The organism is Youngiibacter multivorans, assembly GCF_017873395.1.
Classification (GTDB): Bacteria; Bacillota; Clostridia; order Clostridiales; family Clostridiaceae; genus Youngiibacter; species Youngiibacter multivorans.
The window spans coordinates 26,350-48,060 of sequence record NZ_JAGGKC010000031.1 but is presented as its reverse complement, the minus strand read 5'-3'; the positions used below and the strand labels follow the sequence as shown (position 1 = coordinate 48,060).

The window sequence follows — 21,711 nt, the reverse complement described above, 5'->3', positions numbered from 1 at the left end:
CTCTCAAATTAAAAGTTTGCCTTGGCTGCCTCTTTCGTTTCCTACTCGAGACGTCTTCCTCCAACCAATATGGAGGTGACTCAAAAAAATTTACTTTGGTCTTATTACCTATTTCTGTTTAATTTTCAAAGAGCTTGTCGCTTCGCTATTGTTCGTATCGAAGTGAGCCTATTTATAATACCACTTCTGTTTGAGCGCTGTCAACGCTCATTTGCCGAAACAGCTGACTTAGATATATTACCACAAGGAAAAATTTGAAGCAATCCTATAAACAAGAAATTTTTCATTTTGTTTACATTTTTTGTCCTTTTCACTATTAAACGCTCTATTCAAATCCATGATAAAGGCTGGCATCCATATGATTACCAGCCTTCAACATTCTTATATCCTGATCTTATTTCCTGTTCTTATATGCGCACGTATTGAGATGGTCATTCACAAGCCCTGCCGCCTGCATGAATGCATAGCATATGGTGCTCCCGCAGAAAGCGAATCCCCTTTTCTTCATATCCTTCGACATGGCATCCGATTCCGGACAGGTTGCCCTGTAGTCTTCAGGTCCATTTATGCTTGAAACAATGCTCTTGTTTCCGACGAAGGACCAGATATAGCTGTCAAACGATCCGAACTCTTCCACGGCCTTGAGGTAAGCCTTTGCATTCTTTACAGCCCCTTGTATCTTCAGCCTGTTCCTGATGATTCCGGTATCCTGCATCAGCTCTTCCAACTTGAGGTCGTCATACTCTGATATCCTTTCAGGATCGAAGCCGTCAAATGCCTTCCTGAAGTTCTCTCTCTTGTTAAGGATGGTCTTCCACGACAGTCCTGCCTGAAATGTGTCGAGGATCAGAAATTCAAACAGCTTCCTGTCATCATGGAGCTCAGCGCCCCATTCGTTGTCATGGTATTTCCTTTCAATGTCGCTTACAGGCCAGGTACAGTCTCCATGTCCCATGAACTTCCTCCCTGTGAAAAGAGACGCCTGATACGGCGCCTCTTTAGTATTATTCTTCTTACTCGTCTCCAAAGCCGATTCCCATGGACTTGGCAGCCTCAACAAGCTCTCCGTTAGGATTTACAAGCTTTGACTTTCTGCCTATTACATTCTCAAGTGAATCATAGGACATGTGGTCCCCCTTCAGGGTAACCATGTTTCCGAACTTGCCTGATGCTGCAAGCTTGACAGCCTCAACACCGTATCTTGTGGAAAGTATCCTGTCCGAAGATGAAGGCGATCCACCTCTCTGCAGATGTCCAAGGATTGTAGCTCTTGTCTCATTTCCGCAGAGTTTCTCAAGCTGGGTTGCCACCTTGATTCCGATTCCGCCGAGTCTTATAGGATCCGGAGAATCCTTAATGATTTCTCTTACAGTTATGTCTCCGCCAATCTCCTTGGCTCCTTCTCCGACTACAACTATAGAGAAGTTCTTGCCTCTTGCCTTCCTCTCTTCGATGGTCCTGGCAACATTCCTTATGTCATATGGAATCTCAGGAAGAAGTATGACATCCGCTCCGCCTGCTATACCTGAATGAAGAGCTATCCAGCCCGCATATCTTCCCATGACCTCAAGGACCATTATCCTGTGATGGGATGAAGCTGTAGTATGAAGCCTGTCGAGGGCTTCTGTTGCTACATCAACCGCAGTCGAGAATCCGAATGTGGTATCTGTTGATGCCAGGTCATTGTCAATGGTCTTTGGAATAGCTATGACCTTTACTCCCTTCCTTGCAAAGTCCCTTGCAGAGGTAAGGGTGCCGTCGCCTCCGACGATGAACATGACATCTATTCCCATCTTCTTTATGTTTTCCATTCCGACGTCAGATACATCCTTGTTAACAAGCTTACCATCAACTTCAACCTGATAGTCGAAAAGATTATCCTTGTTGGAGCTGTAAAGGATCGTACCGCCTTCATGCAGTATGCCAGAGATGGAATCGAGAGTAAGCTCGATAAAATCTCCGTTGTACATTCCCTTGTATCCGTTCCTTATTCCAACGACTTCCCAGCCGTACTCCAGTATCGCAGTCCTAACGACAGCTCTTATTACCGGATTGAGTCCCGGGCAATCTCCACCGCCTGTAAGTATTCCTATTCTCTTTATCTTGTTGACTACCATATTTTTTGCCTCCCTGATTTAGTATGCAAACTTTCCATGGATTTCACTATGATTTTATCCTAAGAAGAAACATAATGCAAAGGTCTGCAGGCCAAAGACCACGAGTTCCAAAATTTAAAAATCATTAACAAGAGCTGCGAACCTGTCCCCACGTTCTTCAAAGTTCTTGAAGCTGTCAAAGCTGGCACAAGCAGGAGAAAGCGCAACGATATCACCAGGCTTTGAAAGCCTTTTGGCAATGTAGACCGCATCCTCAAAGGATTCGGCCATATGTACAGGTACGAAAATCCCTTTCATATTAGCAAGGTTGTCGAACGCTTCCTTCAGCTTGAACCTGGTATCTCCTACAAGCACCGCATTCTTTATGTATTTGTAGCCCTGGAATGCTACAGGTGAAAGGTCGATGTTCTTGTCATACCCGCCTGCGATGAGGTTTACCTTCGTATCGAGAGCCTTAAGGCTGGCAAGTGTCCTTGTAGGACTGGATGCAATGGAGTCATTGTAATACCTTACTCCCTTATACTCTCTGACAAGCTGGCACCTGTGCTTGACTCCAGGGAACGTAAGAGCTACCTTCCTCATCTCATCAATTGACACGTAATCCTTGGCAGCCAGGAACGCAGCAAGGAAATTCTCAGCATTGTGCACTCCCCTTACCAGCATGTCCTTCAGCTCCACTACCTTCTCATCCCTTAGATAGAGAGTGCCGTCAGCAAAATATGCATCTTCAAGCTCCTTTGTTGATGAAAAGAATTCAACTACGCCCTTCGCCTCACCAGCAAACTTTTTAGTTATCTCATTGTCCTCATTAAGGATGAGGATATCCTCCTTGCCCTGATGCAGGAAGATGTTCTTCTTTGCATCGATGTATTCCTTCATGTCCTTGTGCATGTCTAGATGATTCGGGGAAAGGTTGGTAACTATAGCAACCTCAGGAGACACAGTCATGGTCATGAGCTGGAAACTCGAAAGCTCGAGCACTACCATATGGTCATGTCTTATGTCCTCTATCTTGTCAAACAGCGGTGTCCCTATATTGCCGCCTACGAATACCTTATAGCCGGCTTCCTTGAGAAGCAGACCAAGAACAGTTGTAGTGGTTGTCTTCCCGTCAGATCCTGTCACGCCGAAGGTCCTTGCCTTGCAGTACTTCAGAAACTCCTCCATCTCAGATGTTATTATGGTCCCTTTTTCCTGTGCCCTCACAAGATGCGGATCGTCTATCCTCATACCAGGAGTCTTGAATATGACATCCAGCCCATCGAGATGGTCAAGGTAATCATGGCCATGGAATATCTCTATCCTGTCAGATAGCTCCTGGACCTCAGGCCCCAAATCCTTTAGCTCTCTCCTGTCAAACGCAGACACATGCGCCCCCAGCTTCAGAAGAAACCTTATCAGCGGAAGGTTGCTTACTCCTATGCCTACTACCCCGACCTTCTTATCTCTTATATATTCCTTGAACTCATTGAAATCTCTTTTCACTGCTTACACCCGCATTTCAAATATTTGTACATCCTTCTAAAGGATACTTCCTTCACCCTTCAGTATAGAGTAAAAGCAAGTATAATTGCCACTATTTTAGCTGAAAGGACCAGCCCATCGGGCCGGTCCTTAAAATGTCGGAAAGTATCAGAACTCAAGCTTCCTGCTTATATAATCAGCTACTTCGTATACTGAGAGCCTTATCTGCTCCATGGTATCCCTGTCTCTGACTGTTACAGTATTGTCCTCAAGAGTATCAAAGTCAACAGTTATGCAGTACGGTGTTCCGATTTCATCTTCTCTTCTGTATCTCTTACCGATTGACCCGGCTTCATCGTAGTCAACCATGAAGTGCTTCGAAAGCTGTCCGTAGACTTCAAGTGCCTTCTCAGAAAGCTTCTTGGAAAGAGGCAGAACAGCAGCCTTGAACGGAGCAAGTGCAGGATGCAGCTTAAGCACATTCCTCGACTCACCGTTCTCAAGTGACTCCTCCTCATAAGAATCTACAAGGAATGTGAGGAACAGTCTGTCTACACCTACTGAAGGCTCAACGCAATAAGGGATGTACTTCTCATTGGTAACTGGATCCACATATGAGAGGTCTTCATTGGAGTGATTGATATGCTGTGTCAGGTCATAGCTTGTCCTGTCAGCGATACCCCAAAGCTCGCCCCATCCGAACGGGAATTTGTATTCAATGTCAGAGGTGCCGGCACTGTAGAAAGAAAGCTCTTCAGGCTTGTGGTCTCTCATCCTGACATATTCTGCGTCAAGACCAAGGTCAAGAAGGAACTTCATGCAGTAATCCTTCCAGAATGCAAACCACTCAAGGTCTGTTCCCGGCTTGCAGAAGAATTCAAGCTCAGCCTGTTCGAATTCCCTGGTCCTGAATATGAAGTTTCCTGGTGTTATCTCATTCCTGAAGGATTTTCCTATCTGGGCTATTCCGAACGGAACCTTCTTCCTGGTAGTCCTTGCAACGCTCTTGAAGTTAACGAATATACCCTGAGCAGTCTCAGGCCTCAGGTAGACCTCATTCTTGCTGTCCTCGGTGATTCCCATGAAGGTCTTGAACATGAGGTTGAACTTCCTTATGCTTGTGAAGTTCTTCTTTCCGCACTTCGGACATACGATGCCGTTGTCCTCGATGTACTTCATGAGCTCGTCTTCCTTCATGCCGTCAGCTGATGCAACCTCAGCACCCTTTAAAGTCATGTCATCCTCGACAAGCTTGTCAGCACGGAACCTTGACTTGCAGTCCTTGCAGTCCATGAGCGGGTCAGAGAAGCCGCCTACATGTCCTGATGCAACCCAGACTTCAGGGTTCATCAGTATCGCGCTGTCAAGTCCAACATTATACGGGCTCTCCTGCACGAATCTCTTCCACCATGCCTTCTTTATGTTGTTCTTGAGCTCTACTCCAAGCGGGCCGTAATCCCACGAATTTGCCAGGCCCCCATATATTTCCGATCCCGGATACACGAAGCCTCTGCCCTTGGAAAGCGCTACGATCTTATCCATTGTCTTCTCAGTCATTTCTTTTCCTCCCCAAAATAAAATAATAAAAAAAGGCCTGCTCAACGAAAGGACGGATATTATCCGCGGTTCCACCTTTCTTGGCATTGCCCTGCTCTTGCATTCACACGCTCATGGGCTCCGTTCACGATACTGCCTCCGGATCTTACACCAGCCGTCCGGTCTCTTGAAGACTTTTCTCGTTACTCTTCCCATTCATTGCGAGTTATTCAGTTATAAAAAAAATGGCTCCGCGAAGAGGGCTCGAACCTCCAACCTATCGGTTAACAGCCGAGTGCTCCACCATTGAGCTATCGCGGAACGTCATTACAAAGACTATTATAGCAATGTTTTGGATTAATGCAACAGTAATTTTTCAAATATTTACGATAAAAATTGACCATAAAAATTATCCAATTCATATCCTGTCTGCTGCTATAAAATGTAGGAATAAGCACCCGCTATTTTATGACATCAGAAATATCCCGAAACAAATCCATCTTAGTGACACTATTACCGGACAATGCTTATAGTGATATGGTGCAGACCGTAAAAATCACTTCGTGAAGTTCCAACCGAATTAGTTGCAATTTTGGGCTGAAATCTAAAAAGATTCTTGTTGACAGGACAGACAAAATGCTTATAATTGAAAATAATAATCGGCATTGACGAGAAGAGTATGTTATGTGCAAAGACAAAGAGAACCGGGGATGGTGTGATCCCGGTGCAGGAGCATAGCTGAAGAACATCTCAGAGCCGCCAGAGGAAAGCCTCTTAGGCAAGTAGACCTGGCCGGAACTCCCCGATAACGGAGTCGGATATCGGCATTACCTATGCCTGTGTCTTAAAAAGTGAGCTCCAATGGAGTTAAGCTGGGTGGTACCGCGGAAGAGCCTTCCTTTCGTCCCTGTATAGGGATGAAGGGATTTTTTATATTCAGGAGGAAATCAAATTGTACAAATCACAGATGAGTCCGAAGGAAACACAAAAGGCAATCAAGATGATAAAGGTGTTCTTTGAGCACGAGTTATCAGAGAGGCTCAACCTCACAAGGGTATCCGCACCGCTGTTCGTGGAGATAGGCACAGGCCTGAACGATGACCTTAACGGCATCGAAAGACCTGTATCATTTGATGTCAAGTCAACAGGAAACCACATAGAGATAGTTCAGTCACTGGCAAAGTGGAAGAGGAAGGCCCTGAAGGATTACAGCTTCACGCTTGGCGAAGGGCTCTACACAAACATGAACGCAATCAGAAGAGACGAGGACCTGGACAAAATTCACAGCATCTACGTCGATCAGTGGGACTGGGAGAAGATAATTGGAGCTGGTGAAAGGGACCTTGATACGCTGAAGTCCACAGTAAGCATAATATACTCGATATTCAAGGACGCTGAGACTATGCTTCATGCGAAGTATCCGTTCATACAGCCCATACTGCCTGACTCCCTGTCGTTCATAACAACAGAAGAGTTGCTTGCAATGTATCCCGGAACAACTCCCAAAGAGAGAGAAAGGGAATTTGCGATAAAGACAGGAGCATACTTCCTGATCGGCATTGGTGACCTGCTTGCAGACGGTCAGAAGCATGATGGCAGAGCTCCTGACTACGATGATTGGTCGCTTAACGGAGACCTCCTCTTCTTCAACCCGGTACATGACGATGTCCTCGAGCTTTCCTCAATGGGAATTAGGGTTGATTCGAAGACACTCTCAGTGCAGCTAGAAAAGGCCGGGGCTTTGGACAGACTGGAGCTTCCTTTCCACAAGGCTCTTGTAGCAGACGAGCTTCCCCAGACAATGGGTGGAGGAATCGGCCAGTCAAGAATCTGCCAGTTCCTTCTCAGGAAATACCATATAGGTGAAGTACAGTGCTCCATATGGCCAGAAAGCATGATTAGAGAAATGAACGACATGGGAGTAACGCTCCTGTAAAACCGAAGAGATTCCGTCTAAAATGGAAATCATCACAGGGAGATAGCGCCACCAGACTGAAAGCGCAATCATGAGAGTAGCTGACGGGGAACACTCCAAGGATGAACAAAATAATGTTTTGAGTGAGCCTTCAGGCTAATTCGGGTGGCACCGCGGGAGATAATCCCGTCCCGGGGAATACATAGTATTGTATTCCCCTTTTTCGTACCAAAAATGACAGGAGGACAAAAAAATGCAGAGCTTTAGGACTACACACTGCAATTCGATAAGACAGACCGACATCGGCAAAGAGGTTACTCTTGCAGGCTGGGTCGACACCATAAGGAACCACGGTGGAGTCATATTCATCGACCTGAGAGACCAGGAGGGTATGACCCAGGTGGTACTTCACGACGAGACAAAGATCCACGGCATACATAAGGAGTCTGTCATCTCAGTCACCGGAAAAGTTGTGATGAGGGATGAGGAGACAGTCAACAGGAAGATAGACACCGGAACTGTTGAGGTCCACTCGGACTCCATAACTCTTCTTTCCTCCTGTAGCGCATCACTGCCCTTCGAGCCAGCAAGGTCCAGGGAAACAAGGGAAGAGCTTAGGCTCAAGTACAGGTTCCTCGACCTCAGGAATCCACTTGTCCACAAGGATATGGTGCTAAGGTCTAAAGTAATCAGCCACCTAAGGCATCAGATGGAAGAAATGGGCTTTCTGGAAATGCAGACTCCGATATTAACAATGTCTTCACCTGAAGGAGCAAGGGATTATCTGGTTCCAAGCAGAAAGCACAGAGGAAAGTTCTATGCTCTTCCGCAGGCTCCACAGCAGTTCAAGCAGCTCCTCATGGCATCAGGCTTTGACAGATACTTCCAGATAGCACCATGCTTCAGGGACGAGGACGCAAGGCTCGACAGGTCGCCAGGAGAATTCTACCAGCTTGACTTCGAGATGGCATTCGCTGACCAAGAGGATGTGTTTGAGGTTGCCGAATCAGTTCTTTACAGCACATTCAGCAGGTTTTCCGACAAAGAGGTCTCAAAGCCTCCCTTCAGAAGGATATCCTTCGAGGAAAGTATGCTCAGGTACGGAACGGACAAGCCTGACCTCAGGAATCCTCTGCTGATAGATGACCTCACGGATTTCTTCCTCAATGTTGATTTTGCTCCCTTCAAAGGCAAACCGGTAAGGGGAATCAAGGCCAACTGCTCAGGCATGTCACGCTCGTTCTTCGAGAACATGTTTGATTACGCAGTCGCTATCGGCATGAAGGGCTTAGGATATCTTACACTTTCCGATGGCTCATTCAAGGGTCCGATCGACAAGTTCCTTTCAGATGAGAAAAAAGCAGAACTAATTGAAATGTGCGACTTGAAAGACGGAGATACAGTATACTTCATATCAGACAAGAAGACTAAGGTTGACAGGTTCTCCGGACAGATAAGGACAAAGCTCTGCACTGAGCTTGGACTCCTTCAGGAGGACAAGTTCGAGATGTGCTTCATTGTGGACTTCCCAATGTATGAAACTAATGAGGAAACCGGAAAGATAGACTTCACACACAACCCGTTCTCCATGCCTCAGGGCGGAATGGATGCACTGAAGTATGATGACCCACTCACGATAAAAGCATGGCAGTATGACATAGTGTGCAACGGCATAGAGCTTTCATCAGGCGCAGTCAGGAACCACAGGCCCGACATCATGAAGGAAGCCTTCAGTATAGCAGGCTACTCTGAGGATGTACTCAAGGAAAAATTCGGAGCCCTTTATACCGCATTCTCCTATGGCGCACCACCTCACGCAGGAATGGCTCCTGGAGTTGACAGGATTGTCATGATGCTTGCAGGACACGAGAATATAAGGGAAGTTATCGCATTCCCGCTAAACTCCAACGGTCAGGACCTGCTTCTAGGAGCACCAGGAGAAGTAACAGAGAAACAACTTAAGGAAGTACATATCAAGATGAGATAGTACACTATGTAAACTGTGACTAATCCCATTGGAGATTTCAATAGAGATAACCCTCTGAGTAAAGATAGCAACTATCTGCACTCAGAGGGTTTCTCTCATTTCAGACAACTTTCATACATCACAACCATGGAGGTCATACATTTACCCATTTGCAGAGTTTTCTCGAACTGCTAAAACTTCATCCATTCTCTGAATTGTAACAACTCTCATTCAGCTATTGTATATAATTGCGGTAGGTATAACAGTGTATTTATAGACGGAGGAAAGATGTGAATAAGCTAAAACTGATCATAGCAATCCTTTCAATTACCATTACCCTGTCGGGATGCGTAAACAACATTCCTACTGAAACATCAGCTATCACAGAGCCAACGGAATCAACCCAGGCAGCGAAGGCTGAAATCATAAATGAAGTCGGCGCTACCATTAGGGAGAGGTTCCTCCCACCTGAAGGATCAGAGCGTCTTGAAGCAGCCACAGGCTCATTTGCAGAATATCTGCAGAACCTGAAGCTAAAAGCCTATGGTGAAAAGGTCCTTTACTATGACGGCAGGGAGAAATCAGACTTTGCCTACATTTCTGTGATTGACCAGGATATAACCGAAAGGAATCTGCAGCAGTGCGCAGATGCTATTATGAGGCTCAAGGGTGAGTACCATTATGCAAAAGGTGAATTCGATAAGATCTCCTTTAATTTTGTAAGTGGATTCAAATGCGACTTTAAGACGTGGTCAAGTGGCAGGAAGGTGGTACTTAACGGAAACAATGCATCCTGGGCTGCAGGTCCAAACAATGACACCTCCTATACAAGCTTCAGAAGGTACATGGATGTGGTTCATTCATACGCCAGCACAATCTCCCTGAAGAAGCAGCTCGAACCGGTCGACATGATGGAAATGGAGATAGGGGACGTCTTCATAGTTGCCGGGTCACCAGGACATGCTGTGATAGTAGTAGACATGGCTATAGACAAAATGACAGGAACCAGGTATTTCATTCTCGCCCAAAGCTACATGCCGGCACAGGAGACACAGGTATTAAGAAATCTGTCCAACCCTGAAATCAGCCCCTGGTACACTCTTGAGAAGGGTGAGCTGATTACTCCACATTGGACATTCCCTGAAGGAAGCCTAAGAAGGTTTCCAAAGAAGTAGGAGGAAATTATGGTAAGAATCTGCCCCGAATGCTCATCAGAGATGGAAGAAGGCTACATCCCATATCTGGACATGTCAAGAATCACAGAATCCTATCCATTCTCATTGCTTAAGGTCGCGAAAAAGACCAGAGGCTCAGGCACTGAAGTGCCTTTAAGGCTTACTGCTTCAGTCTGCAGCAGCTGCGGATATGTTGCCTTCCATGTGGTACTGAATGAACAGGATTTGAAAGAATAATCATCTGTCTTTACTTGCCCTTTGGGGTTGAAAAAGCTAAGATACCTTTTCATAACAAGGGATCTTAGCTTTCTTTGTGTTCTATTTTCACTGTGAATTTTCTTAATTTTTCAATAATCCCGAAGCTTTCAATCCTTGTAAGCACAACTATTAAATGTCAAATTTTCACAAAGCCATATCATATTCTTCTCTCCCCGTCAGTACCCTATCCACAATTGATAACCGTCCTGGTTAGTTTCTCAAATTGCAGCCTTTCTCTCCGTATGTTCCGGAAGATTTTCATTTTCCCGCGATACTAATAGCATACATCCAGAATATTTTAAATGATGCTGAATCCAATCAGAAATGAATCGATTCCCATAGAATGGGCTTTTATTAATACCATTCTGTTCACAATTCAGCTGTCTGCTTCTTTCACAAATCCAGGCTATTCTCCTTTAAAAGAAACTCTCTAATACCCAATGTTGCAATTCCATTTTCATTTGGTATCCATCTCTATTTATCTTCATCGATAATCTCCATTCCGCTTTTATGGTCTCAAGACCATTTTTTCGTAATACTATAGCACATTGTCAATATTATTGAGAACAACTCTATCATTTTGAACAAACTTCAGCAATAGGCTTATCAAATCGATAGAATTGTGGTTCTCCTGTACTCGCCACACGATGTCTGTAGTCTGCATCTGATACAAATCTCCAAAATTGATTGGCAAATTCTGGTGTCAAAGCCTCAATTATTAGCACTATATCGAGATCCCTTGTTGCCCTAAATTGTGAATCGTTATTTGAAAAAATGATATCGCATGCTGCTCCACCGATTAGCACATACTGATTCTCGTAATTTTTAAAGTATTCCTCGAAAATATCTAATCCCTTTACCATGCATACTCCCTTAGCATCTCATCCACCGAAAGTTTCACTCTATCATCAGATTTTTCTTCATCGCTTAACGACAGAAGCACTGTCAACGGATCTACCACATTCCTATTTTGGAAATTGATGTAATATCCAAGTACCTGAATAGCACAGCCCTTTTCCTCCCCTCTTGGGACAAGCTGTTTTTTTGTTATCTTCAATACCTGCAAATCCTTCTTTGTTATTGCATAGGTTGGATATGGATTGTCTTCCAGCATGGAATATTCACAAAGAGCAGACATTCCTGCTTTTACCGCAAGTTTTAAATCTTCTTCCAAATCATAGGTTATGATGACCGGATTTCTAAGAATCGGCTGGATTTCCTCCCAAAGTTCTTTTGTCTTTCGATTAATAGTTATCACACGTGACTTACCTTTCAAAGCAAGTACCGGTATCTCAAGATACTCTATCTCGTCAAGGCACCTGGAGACTGACATCTTTGTCATTCCTAAGCTTTCTGCAATCTTTGTCACTGTCATTTCCTGCCATTTGCCATACAAAGCGAGAATAAGAAGCCTCTGTGTCAGAAAAGAGACTTGGCTGACCGGTGCTAATGCTCTATTACCTTCAGTAGCCAAAAGTACTCCAATAAATGGGAGGTAGATCTGCTTACCTTCAACTATGAATGGAATCCCCTCATTTACCATAATATCTTTCGAATAGCTGTTAATGCTTTTAAGATATAAAGCACAGTTCAGACCAGTCAATTTCTCCAGTTGCCTCTGATTTTTCCTCATGGATGCCAGTCCAGGTTTCTCCTTTGGCTCAGCAATAAGCCACTGAACCCCATCCATATTTACCGAATGTAAATGATATAAGCCAACATATTGAAGCGGCAAAGACTCAGTCTTATCAAATACTGTTATCTCAATCTTTCTTTTTAGACTCTGCTCTAAATACTCTTTCATAATACCACCTTTTTAATATGTAACATATTTATGTTAAATATTAAAAATAACATATATTCTTCTTTTTTTCAATGTTATGTTCAATAACTTCTTTCATACTTAAACTGAGATGACACCTGACGCCGAGCAAATTGATGCAGCCACAGACTCGTTTGCTAAATACTCCTGAAACTTGGAATTGAAGCCAGCAGAAAAATAAATGACGGCGTATCAAAGGGACCCCTGAAGTTCAGAGGTCCCTTTGCATATATTGATATTCCTAAATCGTCAGTATTAAGGCTTCATTGTAGGGAAGAGTATTACATCCCTTATTGAATGTGAATCGGTGAGGAACATTACAATTCTGTCTATTCCTACTCCAAGTCCGCCTGTAGGTGGCATTCCGGTTTCAAGTGCACTCATGAACTCTTCATCGATCATGTATGCCTCATCGTCTCCCAGATCCCTTTCCTTGGCCTGCTGGTTGAATCTGTCCCTCTGTACTATCGGATCATTCAGCTCAGAGTATGCGTTGCATATCTCTCTTCCGAATATGAATCCTTCGAACCTTTCGGTGAATGTCGGATTTCCTCTCTTCTTCTTTGTAAGAGGTGAAATCTCAACAGGATAGTCACATACGAAGGTTGGCTGTATGAGATGCTCCTCGGCATACTTCTCGAACATTGCATTCAGGATGTCGCCCTTGGTAGTATCCTTCAGGTCCTTCTTGAATTCATCAGCAAGGTGATGAGCCTTGGCAACCGCATGAGCTTCCTCGTCGCTGCCTATGGCATCGAAGTCTACTCCTGCATATTCCTTTACAAGCTCAACCATTGTCTTCCTGTTCCATGGAGGAGTCAGGTCGATCTCAGTACCCTGGTAGTTGATCACAGTGGTTCCGAGAACCTTCTGCGCAACTGATGAGACAAGCTCCTCAGTAAGTACCATCATGTCGTTGTAGTCTGCATATGCCTCATACAGCTCGATCATGGTAAACTCCGGATTGTGCTTGTAGTCTACTCCTTCATTCCTGAAGTTCTTGCCCATGTCATAAACCTTCTCGAATCCTGCTACTATAAGCCTCTTAAGGTAGAGCTCAGTAGCGATTCTGAGGTACATGTCTATATCAAGTGAATTATGGTGCGTTATGAACGGTCTTGCTGCTGCTCCTCCTGCTATAGGGGAGAGTATAGGAGTCTCAGCCTCAAGATATCCCCTCTCATCAAGGAACGACCTGATTTCTCTGATTATCCTTGTTCGCTTTATGAAGGTTTCCTTTACCACCTCATTTGAGATGATGTCAACCTCCCTCTGCCTGTATCTCATATCCGGGTCGCTAAGGCCATGCCATTTGTCAGGCAGTGGCTTAAGTGACTTGCATATGAGCTCGAAGTCATTAACCTCGAGAGTTATTTCACCTGTCTTGGTCACGAAAGCAGTACCTTTGACGCTTATCCAGTCGCCAAGGTCCAGTGTCTTGAAGAATTTGAGCTTCTCTTCGCCGACTTTGTCAAGCTTGATATAAATCTGAAGCTTGCCTTCCCTGTCGTGAATGTCAGAGAATCCCGCCTTGCCCTGGACTCTTTTTCTCATGAGTCTTCCGGCAGTGGTTATCTCAACACCTTCAAGGGATGCAAAGTTCTCCTTGATGTCTTTGGAATTATGCGTCCTTACGACCTTATACACGTCGAAAGGGTCTTTTCCCTGTTCCTGCAGCTCCTTCAGCTTTTCCCTTCTAAGGGCTTCCTGCTCGGACAGATTGTCCTGCAGCTCCTTGAGGCTCATTTCCTCATTAGACAATTATCGCACCTACTCTCTTCCTATTTCTATGATCTTGAACTTGCTTGTGCCATTAGGCACTTCAGCAACGACTTCGTCTCCTACCTTATGTCCCATAAGGGCTGCTCCTACCGGAGATTCATTGGAGATCTTGAAGTTCAGGGGATCAGCCTCAGTGGATCCTACTATTCCGTATTCCACTTCCTCTTCGAATTCATAGTCATATACCTTGACCGTGCATCCGACGCTTACGCTGTCAACGGATACTTCGCTCTCGTCTATGACGCTTGCATTCTTAAGCATGTTTTCAAGCTGTCCGATCCTGCCCTCTACGAAAGCCTGCTCGTTCTTGGCCTCATCATACTCAGAATTCTCGCTCAGGTCGCCATATCCAAGTGCCACCTTGATTTTCTCAGTTATCTCTTTTCTCCTGACAGTCTTGAGGTATTCGAGTTCTGTCTCGAGCTTCCTCACACCGTCGTAAGTCATGATATACTTCTTAGCCTCGCTCATTTCTTACTCCCCTCTATTTCCATTTAATTTAATATTATAATTCAGTTGACATCTTAAGTCAAATTAAGCTATCACCTTGAACATTATTGATTCTCTATATTCCTCTAAAAGATGAATTACGGCTTCCGGATCCTCTTCGGTATTTATCCTGACCTTCAGGTCTGTGCTGTTCTTCATTCCCTTGAGATACCACCCCAGGTGCTTCCTCATTTCTCTGACTGCCTTGTGCTCCCCGTCATGCCTTATGGCATTTTTGTAATGCTCAATTGCCATCCTTATGATCTCTTCCTGCTTTGGCCTTTGGTATTCTTTTCCTTGAAGAGCACTTTCAATCTCCTCGAATATCCATGGATTTCCAAGAACTCCACGTGCAATCATTATACCGTCACACTTCGTCTCATTGAACATATCAAGAGCATCCTGTCCGGTGAATATGTCCCCGTTCCCTATTACTGGTATAGATAAAGCTTCCTTTACCTTCCTTATTATCGACCTGTCTGACTTGCCGGTGTAGTACTGCTCCCTGAACCTTCCATGAATTGTTATCATGTCAGCTCCTGCATCCTCCATCCTTTTAGCAAAATCCAGAGCGGTCTCATCTCCCATGCCGAAGCCTCTCCTGGTCTTGCAGGTTACAGGCTTGTCTGTGGCTTTCTTTATCTCCCTGATTATGTCCTGAGCCTTCTTCGGGTCCTGCATAAGAGCCGAACCTTCGCCGTTCTTAACTATCTTAGGTGCAGGGCAGCCCATGTTCACGTCGATGAGAACAATATCCTCATTTTCACTGAGCTTAGCAGCCATCCTTGCCATGATATCCTTCTCGCTTCCGAAAAGCTGAACAGCAATGTTCTTTTCCTTGTCAGAGATCCTTAAGAGCTCCCTTGTATTCTCGCTTCCATAATGGAGTGCCTTGGCACTTACCATTTCAGTGAATGCCATGGTGCAGCCTTTATCCAATACTATCTCACGATAGGAGATATCAGTGATGCCGGCCATCGGTGCCAGGAATACCCTGGTATCAACGGTCTTCTTTCCTATTTTTATCATAAATTATCTTCAGCCCCTCCAGGGTCAGTCCGGGTTCAAGGAGATCGATGGAGTCTGTACCGTTGTAGATCATCCTGGACAATCCGCCAGTAGCTATTACAAGAGGTTCTTCCTCGCCTTCTTCCATCATTTCCTTCTTCATCATCTTAATAATGTACTCAATGCTTCCGATATATCCAAGGACTATTCCAGATTGCATGGAGGTTACGGTATTCTTTCCTATTACCTTCTCCGGTGTCACGAGCTCTATCCTGGGGAGCTTCGCAGCCCTTTCGAAAAGCGCATCAGCGGCGATCTTTATACCTGGTAGAATTGCGCCTCCGATATATACACCGGTGCCTTTTACAGCATCAAACGTGGTAGCTGTTCCAAAATCAACGAGGATCATGCTCCTCTTGTATTTCTCATATGCAGCTACGGCATTTACGATTCTGTCTGCTCCGACTTCCCTTGGATTGTCGGTCTTTATGTTCATACCTGTCTTGAGTCCAGGACCCACTATCATGGGATGGATGTCGAATGTCTTCCTTATCATGTTCTCAAGAGAATACATGACATTCGGAACGACCGATGAAATGATTACCCCTGTTATGTCCGATACGCTAATGCCATTCATCCTGAACAGCTCAACTACCTGTATGGACATTTCATCTGACGTTTTCTTAGAATCTGTTGCCAGCCTGAAATCAGCAATGATATCATTGCCATCGTGAATACCTATAACTATGTTGGTATTTCCAACGTCGACCAAGAGTATCAAACTACCGCATCCTTCCCAATATAAATCTAAAAGCAGCTCGAAAAAGCTGCTATGTCTATCTCAGTGCATATAGATGTCATTTGTTTTTAACAATATAATTTTAACAAGGATTCCTTAATTGTCAAGTAAATCAGGCACTTTTACCATGTGCGGCAAATATTTTCTTATAAATTGGCAATATGTCATATATTTTCTCTGTGAATTGCCATGATTAATGAATAAGGGACCTGAAAAGGTCCCCGCTTATTCTGTTAGAACAAACCTACTATATTGCCATTTTCGTCGATATCCATGACTTCAGCAGCAGGAACCTTCGGAAGTCCCGGCATGGTCATGATGTCGCCTGTTAGACATACGATGAAGCCCGCACCGTTGGATACCCTTACCTCATTCACCTTAACCTCGAAGCCTTCAGGCCTTCCCAGAAGCTTAGGGTTGTCAGACAAGGAGTACTGTGTCTTAGCCATGCATATTGGCATCTTGTCCAGTCCGAACTTTTCAAGCTCGAGTATCTGCTTGTCGGCAGTGGCTGAATAGGCAACGCTCTTTCCACCGTATATCTTTTTTACTATCGTATCGATCTTATCCTTGATTGGAGATTCGGTACCATAAAGGACTTCATAGTCGCCTTCCATCCTGTCTGCAGCCTCGATGACCTTCTTAGCAAGGTCAAGTCCGCCTTCGCCACCCTTTTCCCATACCTCTGTCAGAGCAACTTCGACGCCCTTCCCGGCGAGGAATTCCTTTATGAAGGCAATCTCTTCATCGCTGTCCGTGGCAAATTTATTGAGTGCAATTACAGGTGTAAGCCTGAAGCTTTGTATGTTCTCAATCTGCTTCTCAAGGTTGACTATGCCTCTAGCAAGAGCCTCGACATCAGGATGTGAGAGGTCAGCCTTCTGTACTCCGCCATGGAGCTTAAGCGCCCTGATCGTAGCAACTATGACCACTGCCTTTGGTTTCAGTCCTCCGAACCTGCACTTGATGTCAAGGAACTTCTCCGCACCAAGGTCAGCTCCAAAGCCAGCCTCTGTGATGACGTATTCTCCAAGCTTCAGCGCGGTCCTTGTTGCCAGGATGCTGTTGCATCCATGGGCTATGTTCGCGAATGGGCCTCCATGGATTATTGCAGGTGTGTTCTCCAGAGTCTGTACCAGATTCGGCTTTATGGCATCCTTCATCAGGAGCGCCATTGCCCCCTCTACCTTCAGGTCCCTGCAGAATACCGGTTCCCCTTTCAGGTCGTAACCGATGACTATCCTTCCCATCCTCTCCTTAAGGTCCATCAGAGATGTGGACAGGCAGAGTATTGCCATGATTTCAGATGCCACGGTTATCATGAAGCCATCTTCCCTGGGATATCCATTTGGCTTTCCACCCAGGCCTACTATGACGTCTCGAAGAGCCCTGTCATTCATGTCCATTGCCCTCTTCCAGGTTATCCTTCTGATATCAATGCCTAAATCGTTCCCCTGGTGGACATGGTTGTCGATGGCAGCTGCAAGCAGATTGTTTGCTGAGGTTATCGCATGCATGTCTCCCGTGAAATGCAGGTTGATATCCTCCATCGGAACTACCTGAGAATATCCTCCGCCAGCTGCTCCACCCTTCACACCAAATACAGGTCCCATGGATGGTTCCCTTAGAGCTATTAAAGCCTTCTTTCCAAGCCTGTTGAGCGCCTGGCCCAGCCCTACAGTAACCGTGGATTTGCCTTCTCCAGCCGGAGTCGGATTTATCGCAGTCACAAGGATAAGCTTTCCATCCTCCCTGCCTTCCCTTTCGGAAAGCACATCGAGGGATATCTTTGCCTTGTATTTCCCATAATATTCAAGGTCATCCTCTGAAAGTCCGAGTGAAGCCCCAATGTCTCTTATCGGGAGCATCTTGCTCTCCTGGGCTATCTGAATGTCGCTCTTCATAGTATAAGTCCTCCTATTTCTTGTAAACTGCTGAAAGGAATTTGGCTTCATCGACTATGAATCTCTCATGAGTGCCTTCGCCGATCTTCTCACCATCAACCCATGCAGCAACTGTAAATTCCAGCCTTCTGCCGTCAACCACCGTAAGAATTGATTCGCACATGACCTCGCTTCCAACAGGCGAAGCCTTGAGATGGGATATTGCAACCTTGGTTCCGACCGTAGTCTTCGTATTGTCTAAAAGTCCCTGCACGCTGAGCCTTGATGTCTTCTCCATAAGCGCAATCATCGAAGGAGTCGAGAATACGCTGATGTTTCCGGAACCAAGCGCAGCCGCTGTATCATTTTCAGTCACTGTCATTTTTAGAAATCCCTTGATTCCTGCCTTCAATCCATTTTCCAAGTGTTTCTCTCCTTTCAGTTCTATTGCTTCAATTATACCATGCCAGATGTGCAACTTAATGAATGATTTCATAACAGAAGCAAGTTATGAATAAATCCCTGCAACGAAAACAAATGTCTCGCTATAAAAGATTCATTTGTATGTATTTCCAAGCTCAATTAAGGCTAATTAGTATACGAACGGAATGAGCCTCTTTGTCCTTTTCATGTATTTCATGTAGCTATCCCCGAACTCAGCAATCATCATTTTCTCCTCCTCATCAATCCGGTTGATGAGGAAAATCAGCACGATTAACAAGAGCACAAAGGTCAGTAAGCTGCACATTGCAAGGCTTATTCCTGTAATTGACAGCAAATAGCTAAGATACCCGGGATGCCTTACGATTCGATACAATCCGACAGTTACAAGCCTCTGCTCAGGTTTGACCCCAAGCTTCACTGTATATGAACCCTTAAGCTGAACCATGGCGATTGCCTGAACCAGAACTCCCGCCGCAAACAGCACAAGTCCGACGTAGGAGATTATACTGCCTCTGGCAATCGGACCTTCGAAGTTCGAATACTCCCATGGCGGAGCAATGATCAGCCACGGAACTGAAATAAATGATACAGCCAGAACCAAAGCTCTTTGCCCCTTGTCGTACCTTGTTTCCTGTCCTTGCCTTCTTCCAAGGAATGTCACAGTCCACCATGTATTCCAGAGCACGAGATACGTGATTCCAATTGGGTCTCTGAGGAATACATCCCCTTTCCCGGCGATGATTATGCTGAGGCTTGTGAGTGCCAAAAATACTATTCTCCCGAAAATATGAAGAATCCCTTTCATCTCAATCAGCTCCTTGTAGAGAAAGCTTGGGCAAACTCATGACTTCAGTAATGAGTGGTTTAATCGATTTACGAGGTCAATTGAGTTTCAATTGTTTAGAACTTTTCTCACAATTTGTTTGGGACACTACTATTCAAAAGAGAAAGGATGAAACATGCTCCATGACCGGAACAGGCTCCATCCTCAATTCATCATGCTTCCGCAATCGGTCCTGCACCAGTCAGGTCCTTTACAACAGGCCTTTCTTCAGGCTTGCTTTCAGTATTCTTCTGATCTTTTTTCAGCTGTGGTTCAGCTGGCTGCTCCTTCTTCTCGGGAAGCCTGCCAGTTGTGAATAGAGATTCGAATTCGTCGGCTTCTATCTTTTCCTTCTCAAGCAGTGTCTGGGCTACCAGATGAAGCTTGTCGAGATTTTCAGAAAGCAGCTCCTCGGCCTTTTCGTAAGCCTTATCCACCAGCTTCTTGACCTCGTCATCTATGACCTGTCCTGTCTTCTCGCTGAAGGTCTTTGACTTGGAGAAATCTCTACCGATGAATACCTCTTCACCCTCGCCGAATGATATGGTTCCTACAACGTCACTCATTCCGTAGTCAATTACCATTGACCTTGCAATCTTTGAAACCCTGTCGATATCGTTCTTTGCCCCGGTTGATATGTCATGGATGATAAGCTTCTCTGCGACTCTGCCGCCAAGCAGGGATACCATCATCTGCTCAAGTCTGGTCTTCGACATGTAGCTCCTGTCCTCTGAAGGCAGGTGCATGGTATATCCTCCGGCCATGCCTCTCGGGATTATGCTTATCTGATGCACAGGATCAAGGTCCGGCATGAGTCTTCCGATTATCGCATGTCCGGCTTCATGATACGCAGTAAGCCTTCGCTCCTTCTCAGATACGATCCTTGACTTTTTCTCGGTTCCGGCGATTACTCGAGTAATTGCCTCTTCCATCTCCACCATTGTGATGAACTTCCTACCTGCCCTTACAGCCAGAAGAGCTGCCTCATTTGCAAGGTTCTCAAGGTCAGCACCTGTGAATCCGGAGGTCATCTTGGCAAGGACATCCAGCTTTATGTCATCAGCCAGAGGCTTGTTCCTGACGTGGACCTTCAGTATCTCCTCGCGTCCCTTGACATCAGGGAATCCTACAACAATCTGCCTGTCGAATCTGCCTGGTCTGAGCAGCGCAGTATCCAGTATGTCAGGCCTGTTGGTTGCAGCAACCATTATTATACCTTCATTGATACCGAATCCATCCATTTCGACAAGAAGCTGATTGAGAGTCTGCTCCCTTTCATCATGTCCGCCGCCGAGGCCAGCTCCCCTCTTTCTACCTACCGCATCGATCTCATCTATGAAAATAATGCAGGGTGAGTTCTTCTTTGCCTGGTCGAACATATCCCTGACCCTTGAGGCTCCAACACCTACGAACATCTCAACGAAATCCGAACCTGAAATGCTGAAGAACGGGACTCCTGCTTCGCCGGCTACTGCCTTGGCTAAAAGGGTCTTTCCAGTTCCCGGAGGTCCGACAAGGAGTATGCCTTTTGGAATCCTCGCTCCCAGGTCAATATATTTCTTCGGGTTCTTCAGGAAGTCTACGACCTCCTGGAGCTCGAACTTTTCCTCTTCAGCGCCTGCAACCTCCTTGAAGGTAACGCTCTTGTTTTCCGGATTGGCCATCTTGGCCCTGCTCTTTCCGAAATTCATGACATTCCTGTTTCCGCCGCCACCACCGTTCTGTTGGTTCTGCTGGTTCATGAAGAAGAACAGGAATCCAACTACGATAAGTATTCCTCCCAGCGGAATGATTATCGACCACATGTCAGTGTTTTGTACCGGAGTGTATTTTTCAATGACATCATCCCTGCCCTCCTCAGCTAGGAAGCTGTCAAGCCTTTCTGATGATGCTACGGTTGTGAACTCAGATCCATCCTGAAGCACTCCCCTGATAGTCATACCATCATCCCTGACCTCTATCTCCTTGACGTTCCCATTCCTGTACTCGGTCTTGAACTTGTCGAAAGACACTGCATTCAGGTTAGGCTCTGAATTTGAGAAGAGGAAGGATGCAATCATGAACAATAGGAGTATTCCAATCCAGGTGAACCCTGCTGGCATTCTTTGCTTGGTGTTCATATATATCTCCATATGGCCAGGCTTACAGCCGGCCTTCCTTTCGTATTAGTGTTACCCAAAATATCTGGGTATGCCTATATTGTAAAATAAAATTGTATCCAATAGAATAG

General features: G+C 45.3%; 17 protein-coding genes, 1 tRNA gene, 1 pseudogene and 1 other annotated feature. Of the genes and pseudogenes, 4 read left to right on the top strand and 15 right to left on the bottom strand.

The window, feature by feature from the left end; all coding sequences use genetic code 11:
* Positions 1-394: 394 nt before the first annotated feature.
* From J2Z34_RS15025 to J2Z34_RS15005, 5 genes are all read right to left on the bottom strand, one after another.
* Positions 395-955 (bottom strand): DNA-3-methyladenine glycosylase I, encoded by a 561-nt coding sequence (locus J2Z34_RS15025; protein WP_209460688.1) that lies wholly within the window; start codon positions 953-955, stop codon positions 395-397.
* A 58-nt stretch (positions 956-1,013) separates the two neighbouring features.
* A complete protein-coding gene (locus J2Z34_RS15020; RefSeq protein WP_209460687.1) occupies positions 1,014-2,117 on the bottom strand; it encodes a 6-phosphofructokinase in 1,104 nt (367 codons plus the stop codon).
* 114 nt (positions 2,118-2,231) lie between these two features.
* Positions 2,232-3,602: a UDP-N-acetylmuramoyl-L-alanine--D-glutamate ligase gene (gene murD, locus J2Z34_RS15015; protein ID WP_209460686.1), complete on the bottom strand. Its 1,371-nt coding sequence runs from the start codon at positions 3,600-3,602 to the stop codon at positions 2,232-2,234.
* A gap of 147 nt (positions 3,603-3,749) precedes the next feature.
* Complete coding sequence (locus J2Z34_RS15010; protein ID WP_209460685.1) at positions 3,750-5,138, bottom strand: glycine--tRNA ligase; 1,389 nt, start codon at positions 5,136-5,138, stop codon at positions 3,750-3,752.
* Positions 5,139-5,363: 225 nt separating this feature from the next.
* Positions 5,364-5,438: transfer RNA gene (locus J2Z34_RS15005), tRNA-Asn, on the bottom strand.
* A 335-nt stretch (positions 5,439-5,773) separates the two neighbouring features.
* Positions 5,774-6,029 (top strand) — a binding site (T-box leader).
* Positions 6,030-6,084: 55 nt separating this feature from the next.
* Here J2Z34_RS15005 and asnA point away from each other — a divergent pair.
* From asnA to J2Z34_RS14985, 4 genes are all read left to right on the top strand, one after another.
* Positions 6,085-7,053, top strand: coding sequence for an aspartate--ammonia ligase (gene asnA / locus J2Z34_RS15000; RefSeq protein ID WP_280922340.1), 969 nt, complete (start codon positions 6,085-6,087; stop codon positions 7,051-7,053).
* A gap of 232 nt (positions 7,054-7,285) precedes the next feature.
* On the top strand, positions 7,286-9,019 hold the full coding sequence (aspS, locus tag J2Z34_RS14995) for an aspartate--tRNA ligase (RefSeq protein WP_209460683.1): 1,734 nt from the start codon (positions 7,286-7,288) through the stop codon (positions 9,017-9,019).
* 269 nt (positions 9,020-9,288) lie between these two features.
* On the top strand, positions 9,289-10,173 hold the full coding sequence (locus J2Z34_RS14990; protein WP_209460682.1) for a DUF4846 domain-containing protein: 885 nt from the start codon (positions 9,289-9,291) through the stop codon (positions 10,171-10,173).
* Positions 10,174-10,182: 9 nt separating this feature from the next.
* The gene (locus tag J2Z34_RS14985; protein WP_209460681.1) at positions 10,183-10,410 is read left to right on the top strand and encodes a PF20097 family protein; all 228 of its coding nucleotides are present in this window, start codon (positions 10,183-10,185) and stop codon (positions 10,408-10,410) included.
* A gap of 596 nt (positions 10,411-11,006) precedes the next feature.
* On the opposite strand, the gene J2Z34_RS14980 is transcribed toward J2Z34_RS14985, so the two are convergent.
* From J2Z34_RS14980 to ftsH, 10 genes and pseudogenes are all read right to left on the bottom strand, one after another.
* The gene (locus J2Z34_RS14980; RefSeq protein WP_209460680.1) at positions 11,007-11,294 is read right to left on the bottom strand and encodes a hypothetical protein; all 288 of its coding nucleotides are present in this window, start codon (positions 11,292-11,294) and stop codon (positions 11,007-11,009) included.
* The gene (locus J2Z34_RS14975) at positions 11,288-12,235 is read right to left on the bottom strand and encodes a hypothetical protein (protein ID WP_209460679.1); all 948 of its coding nucleotides are present in this window, start codon (positions 12,233-12,235) and stop codon (positions 11,288-11,290) included. Before J2Z34_RS14975 ends, J2Z34_RS14980 begins: the two co-directional genes overlap by 7 nt.
* Positions 12,236-12,508: 273 nt before the next feature.
* A complete protein-coding gene (gene lysS / locus J2Z34_RS14970; RefSeq protein WP_209460678.1) occupies positions 12,509-14,014 on the bottom strand; it encodes a lysine--tRNA ligase in 1,506 nt (501 codons plus the stop codon).
* 9 nt (positions 14,015-14,023) lie between these two features.
* The gene (greA, locus tag J2Z34_RS14965) at positions 14,024-14,506 is read right to left on the bottom strand and encodes a transcription elongation factor GreA (protein WP_023387366.1); all 483 of its coding nucleotides are present in this window, start codon (positions 14,504-14,506) and stop codon (positions 14,024-14,026) included.
* A 63-nt stretch (positions 14,507-14,569) separates the two neighbouring features.
* The gene (gene dusB / locus J2Z34_RS14960) at positions 14,570-15,550 is read right to left on the bottom strand and encodes a tRNA dihydrouridine synthase DusB (protein ID WP_425348055.1); all 981 of its coding nucleotides are present in this window, start codon (positions 15,548-15,550) and stop codon (positions 14,570-14,572) included.
* A complete protein-coding gene (locus J2Z34_RS14955) occupies positions 15,525-16,313 on the bottom strand; it encodes a type III pantothenate kinase (protein ID WP_209460676.1) in 789 nt (262 codons plus the stop codon). The genes dusB and J2Z34_RS14955 overlap by 26 nt, the downstream gene beginning before the upstream one ends.
* 251 nt (positions 16,314-16,564) lie before the next feature.
* On the bottom strand, positions 16,565-18,235 hold the full coding sequence (locus J2Z34_RS14950) for a formate--tetrahydrofolate ligase (protein WP_209460675.1): 1,671 nt from the start codon (positions 18,233-18,235) through the stop codon (positions 16,565-16,567).
* Between the two features lie 13 nt (positions 18,236-18,248).
* Positions 18,249-18,638 carry a thioesterase family protein gene (locus J2Z34_RS14945; RefSeq protein WP_245250831.1) on the bottom strand — a complete coding sequence of 130 codons (390 nt, stop codon included), beginning with the start codon at positions 18,636-18,638 and terminating at the stop codon, positions 18,249-18,251.
* A 168-nt stretch (positions 18,639-18,806) separates the two neighbouring features.
* Positions 18,807-19,475 (bottom strand): annotated as a pseudogene (locus J2Z34_RS14940) (methyltransferase family protein); the annotation flags it as partial.
* A 179-nt stretch (positions 19,476-19,654) separates the two neighbouring features.
* Positions 19,655-21,601, bottom strand: coding sequence for an ATP-dependent zinc metalloprotease FtsH (gene ftsH / locus J2Z34_RS14935; RefSeq protein ID WP_209460673.1), 1,947 nt, complete (start codon positions 21,599-21,601; stop codon positions 19,655-19,657).
* Positions 21,602-21,711 lie beyond the last annotated feature (110 nt).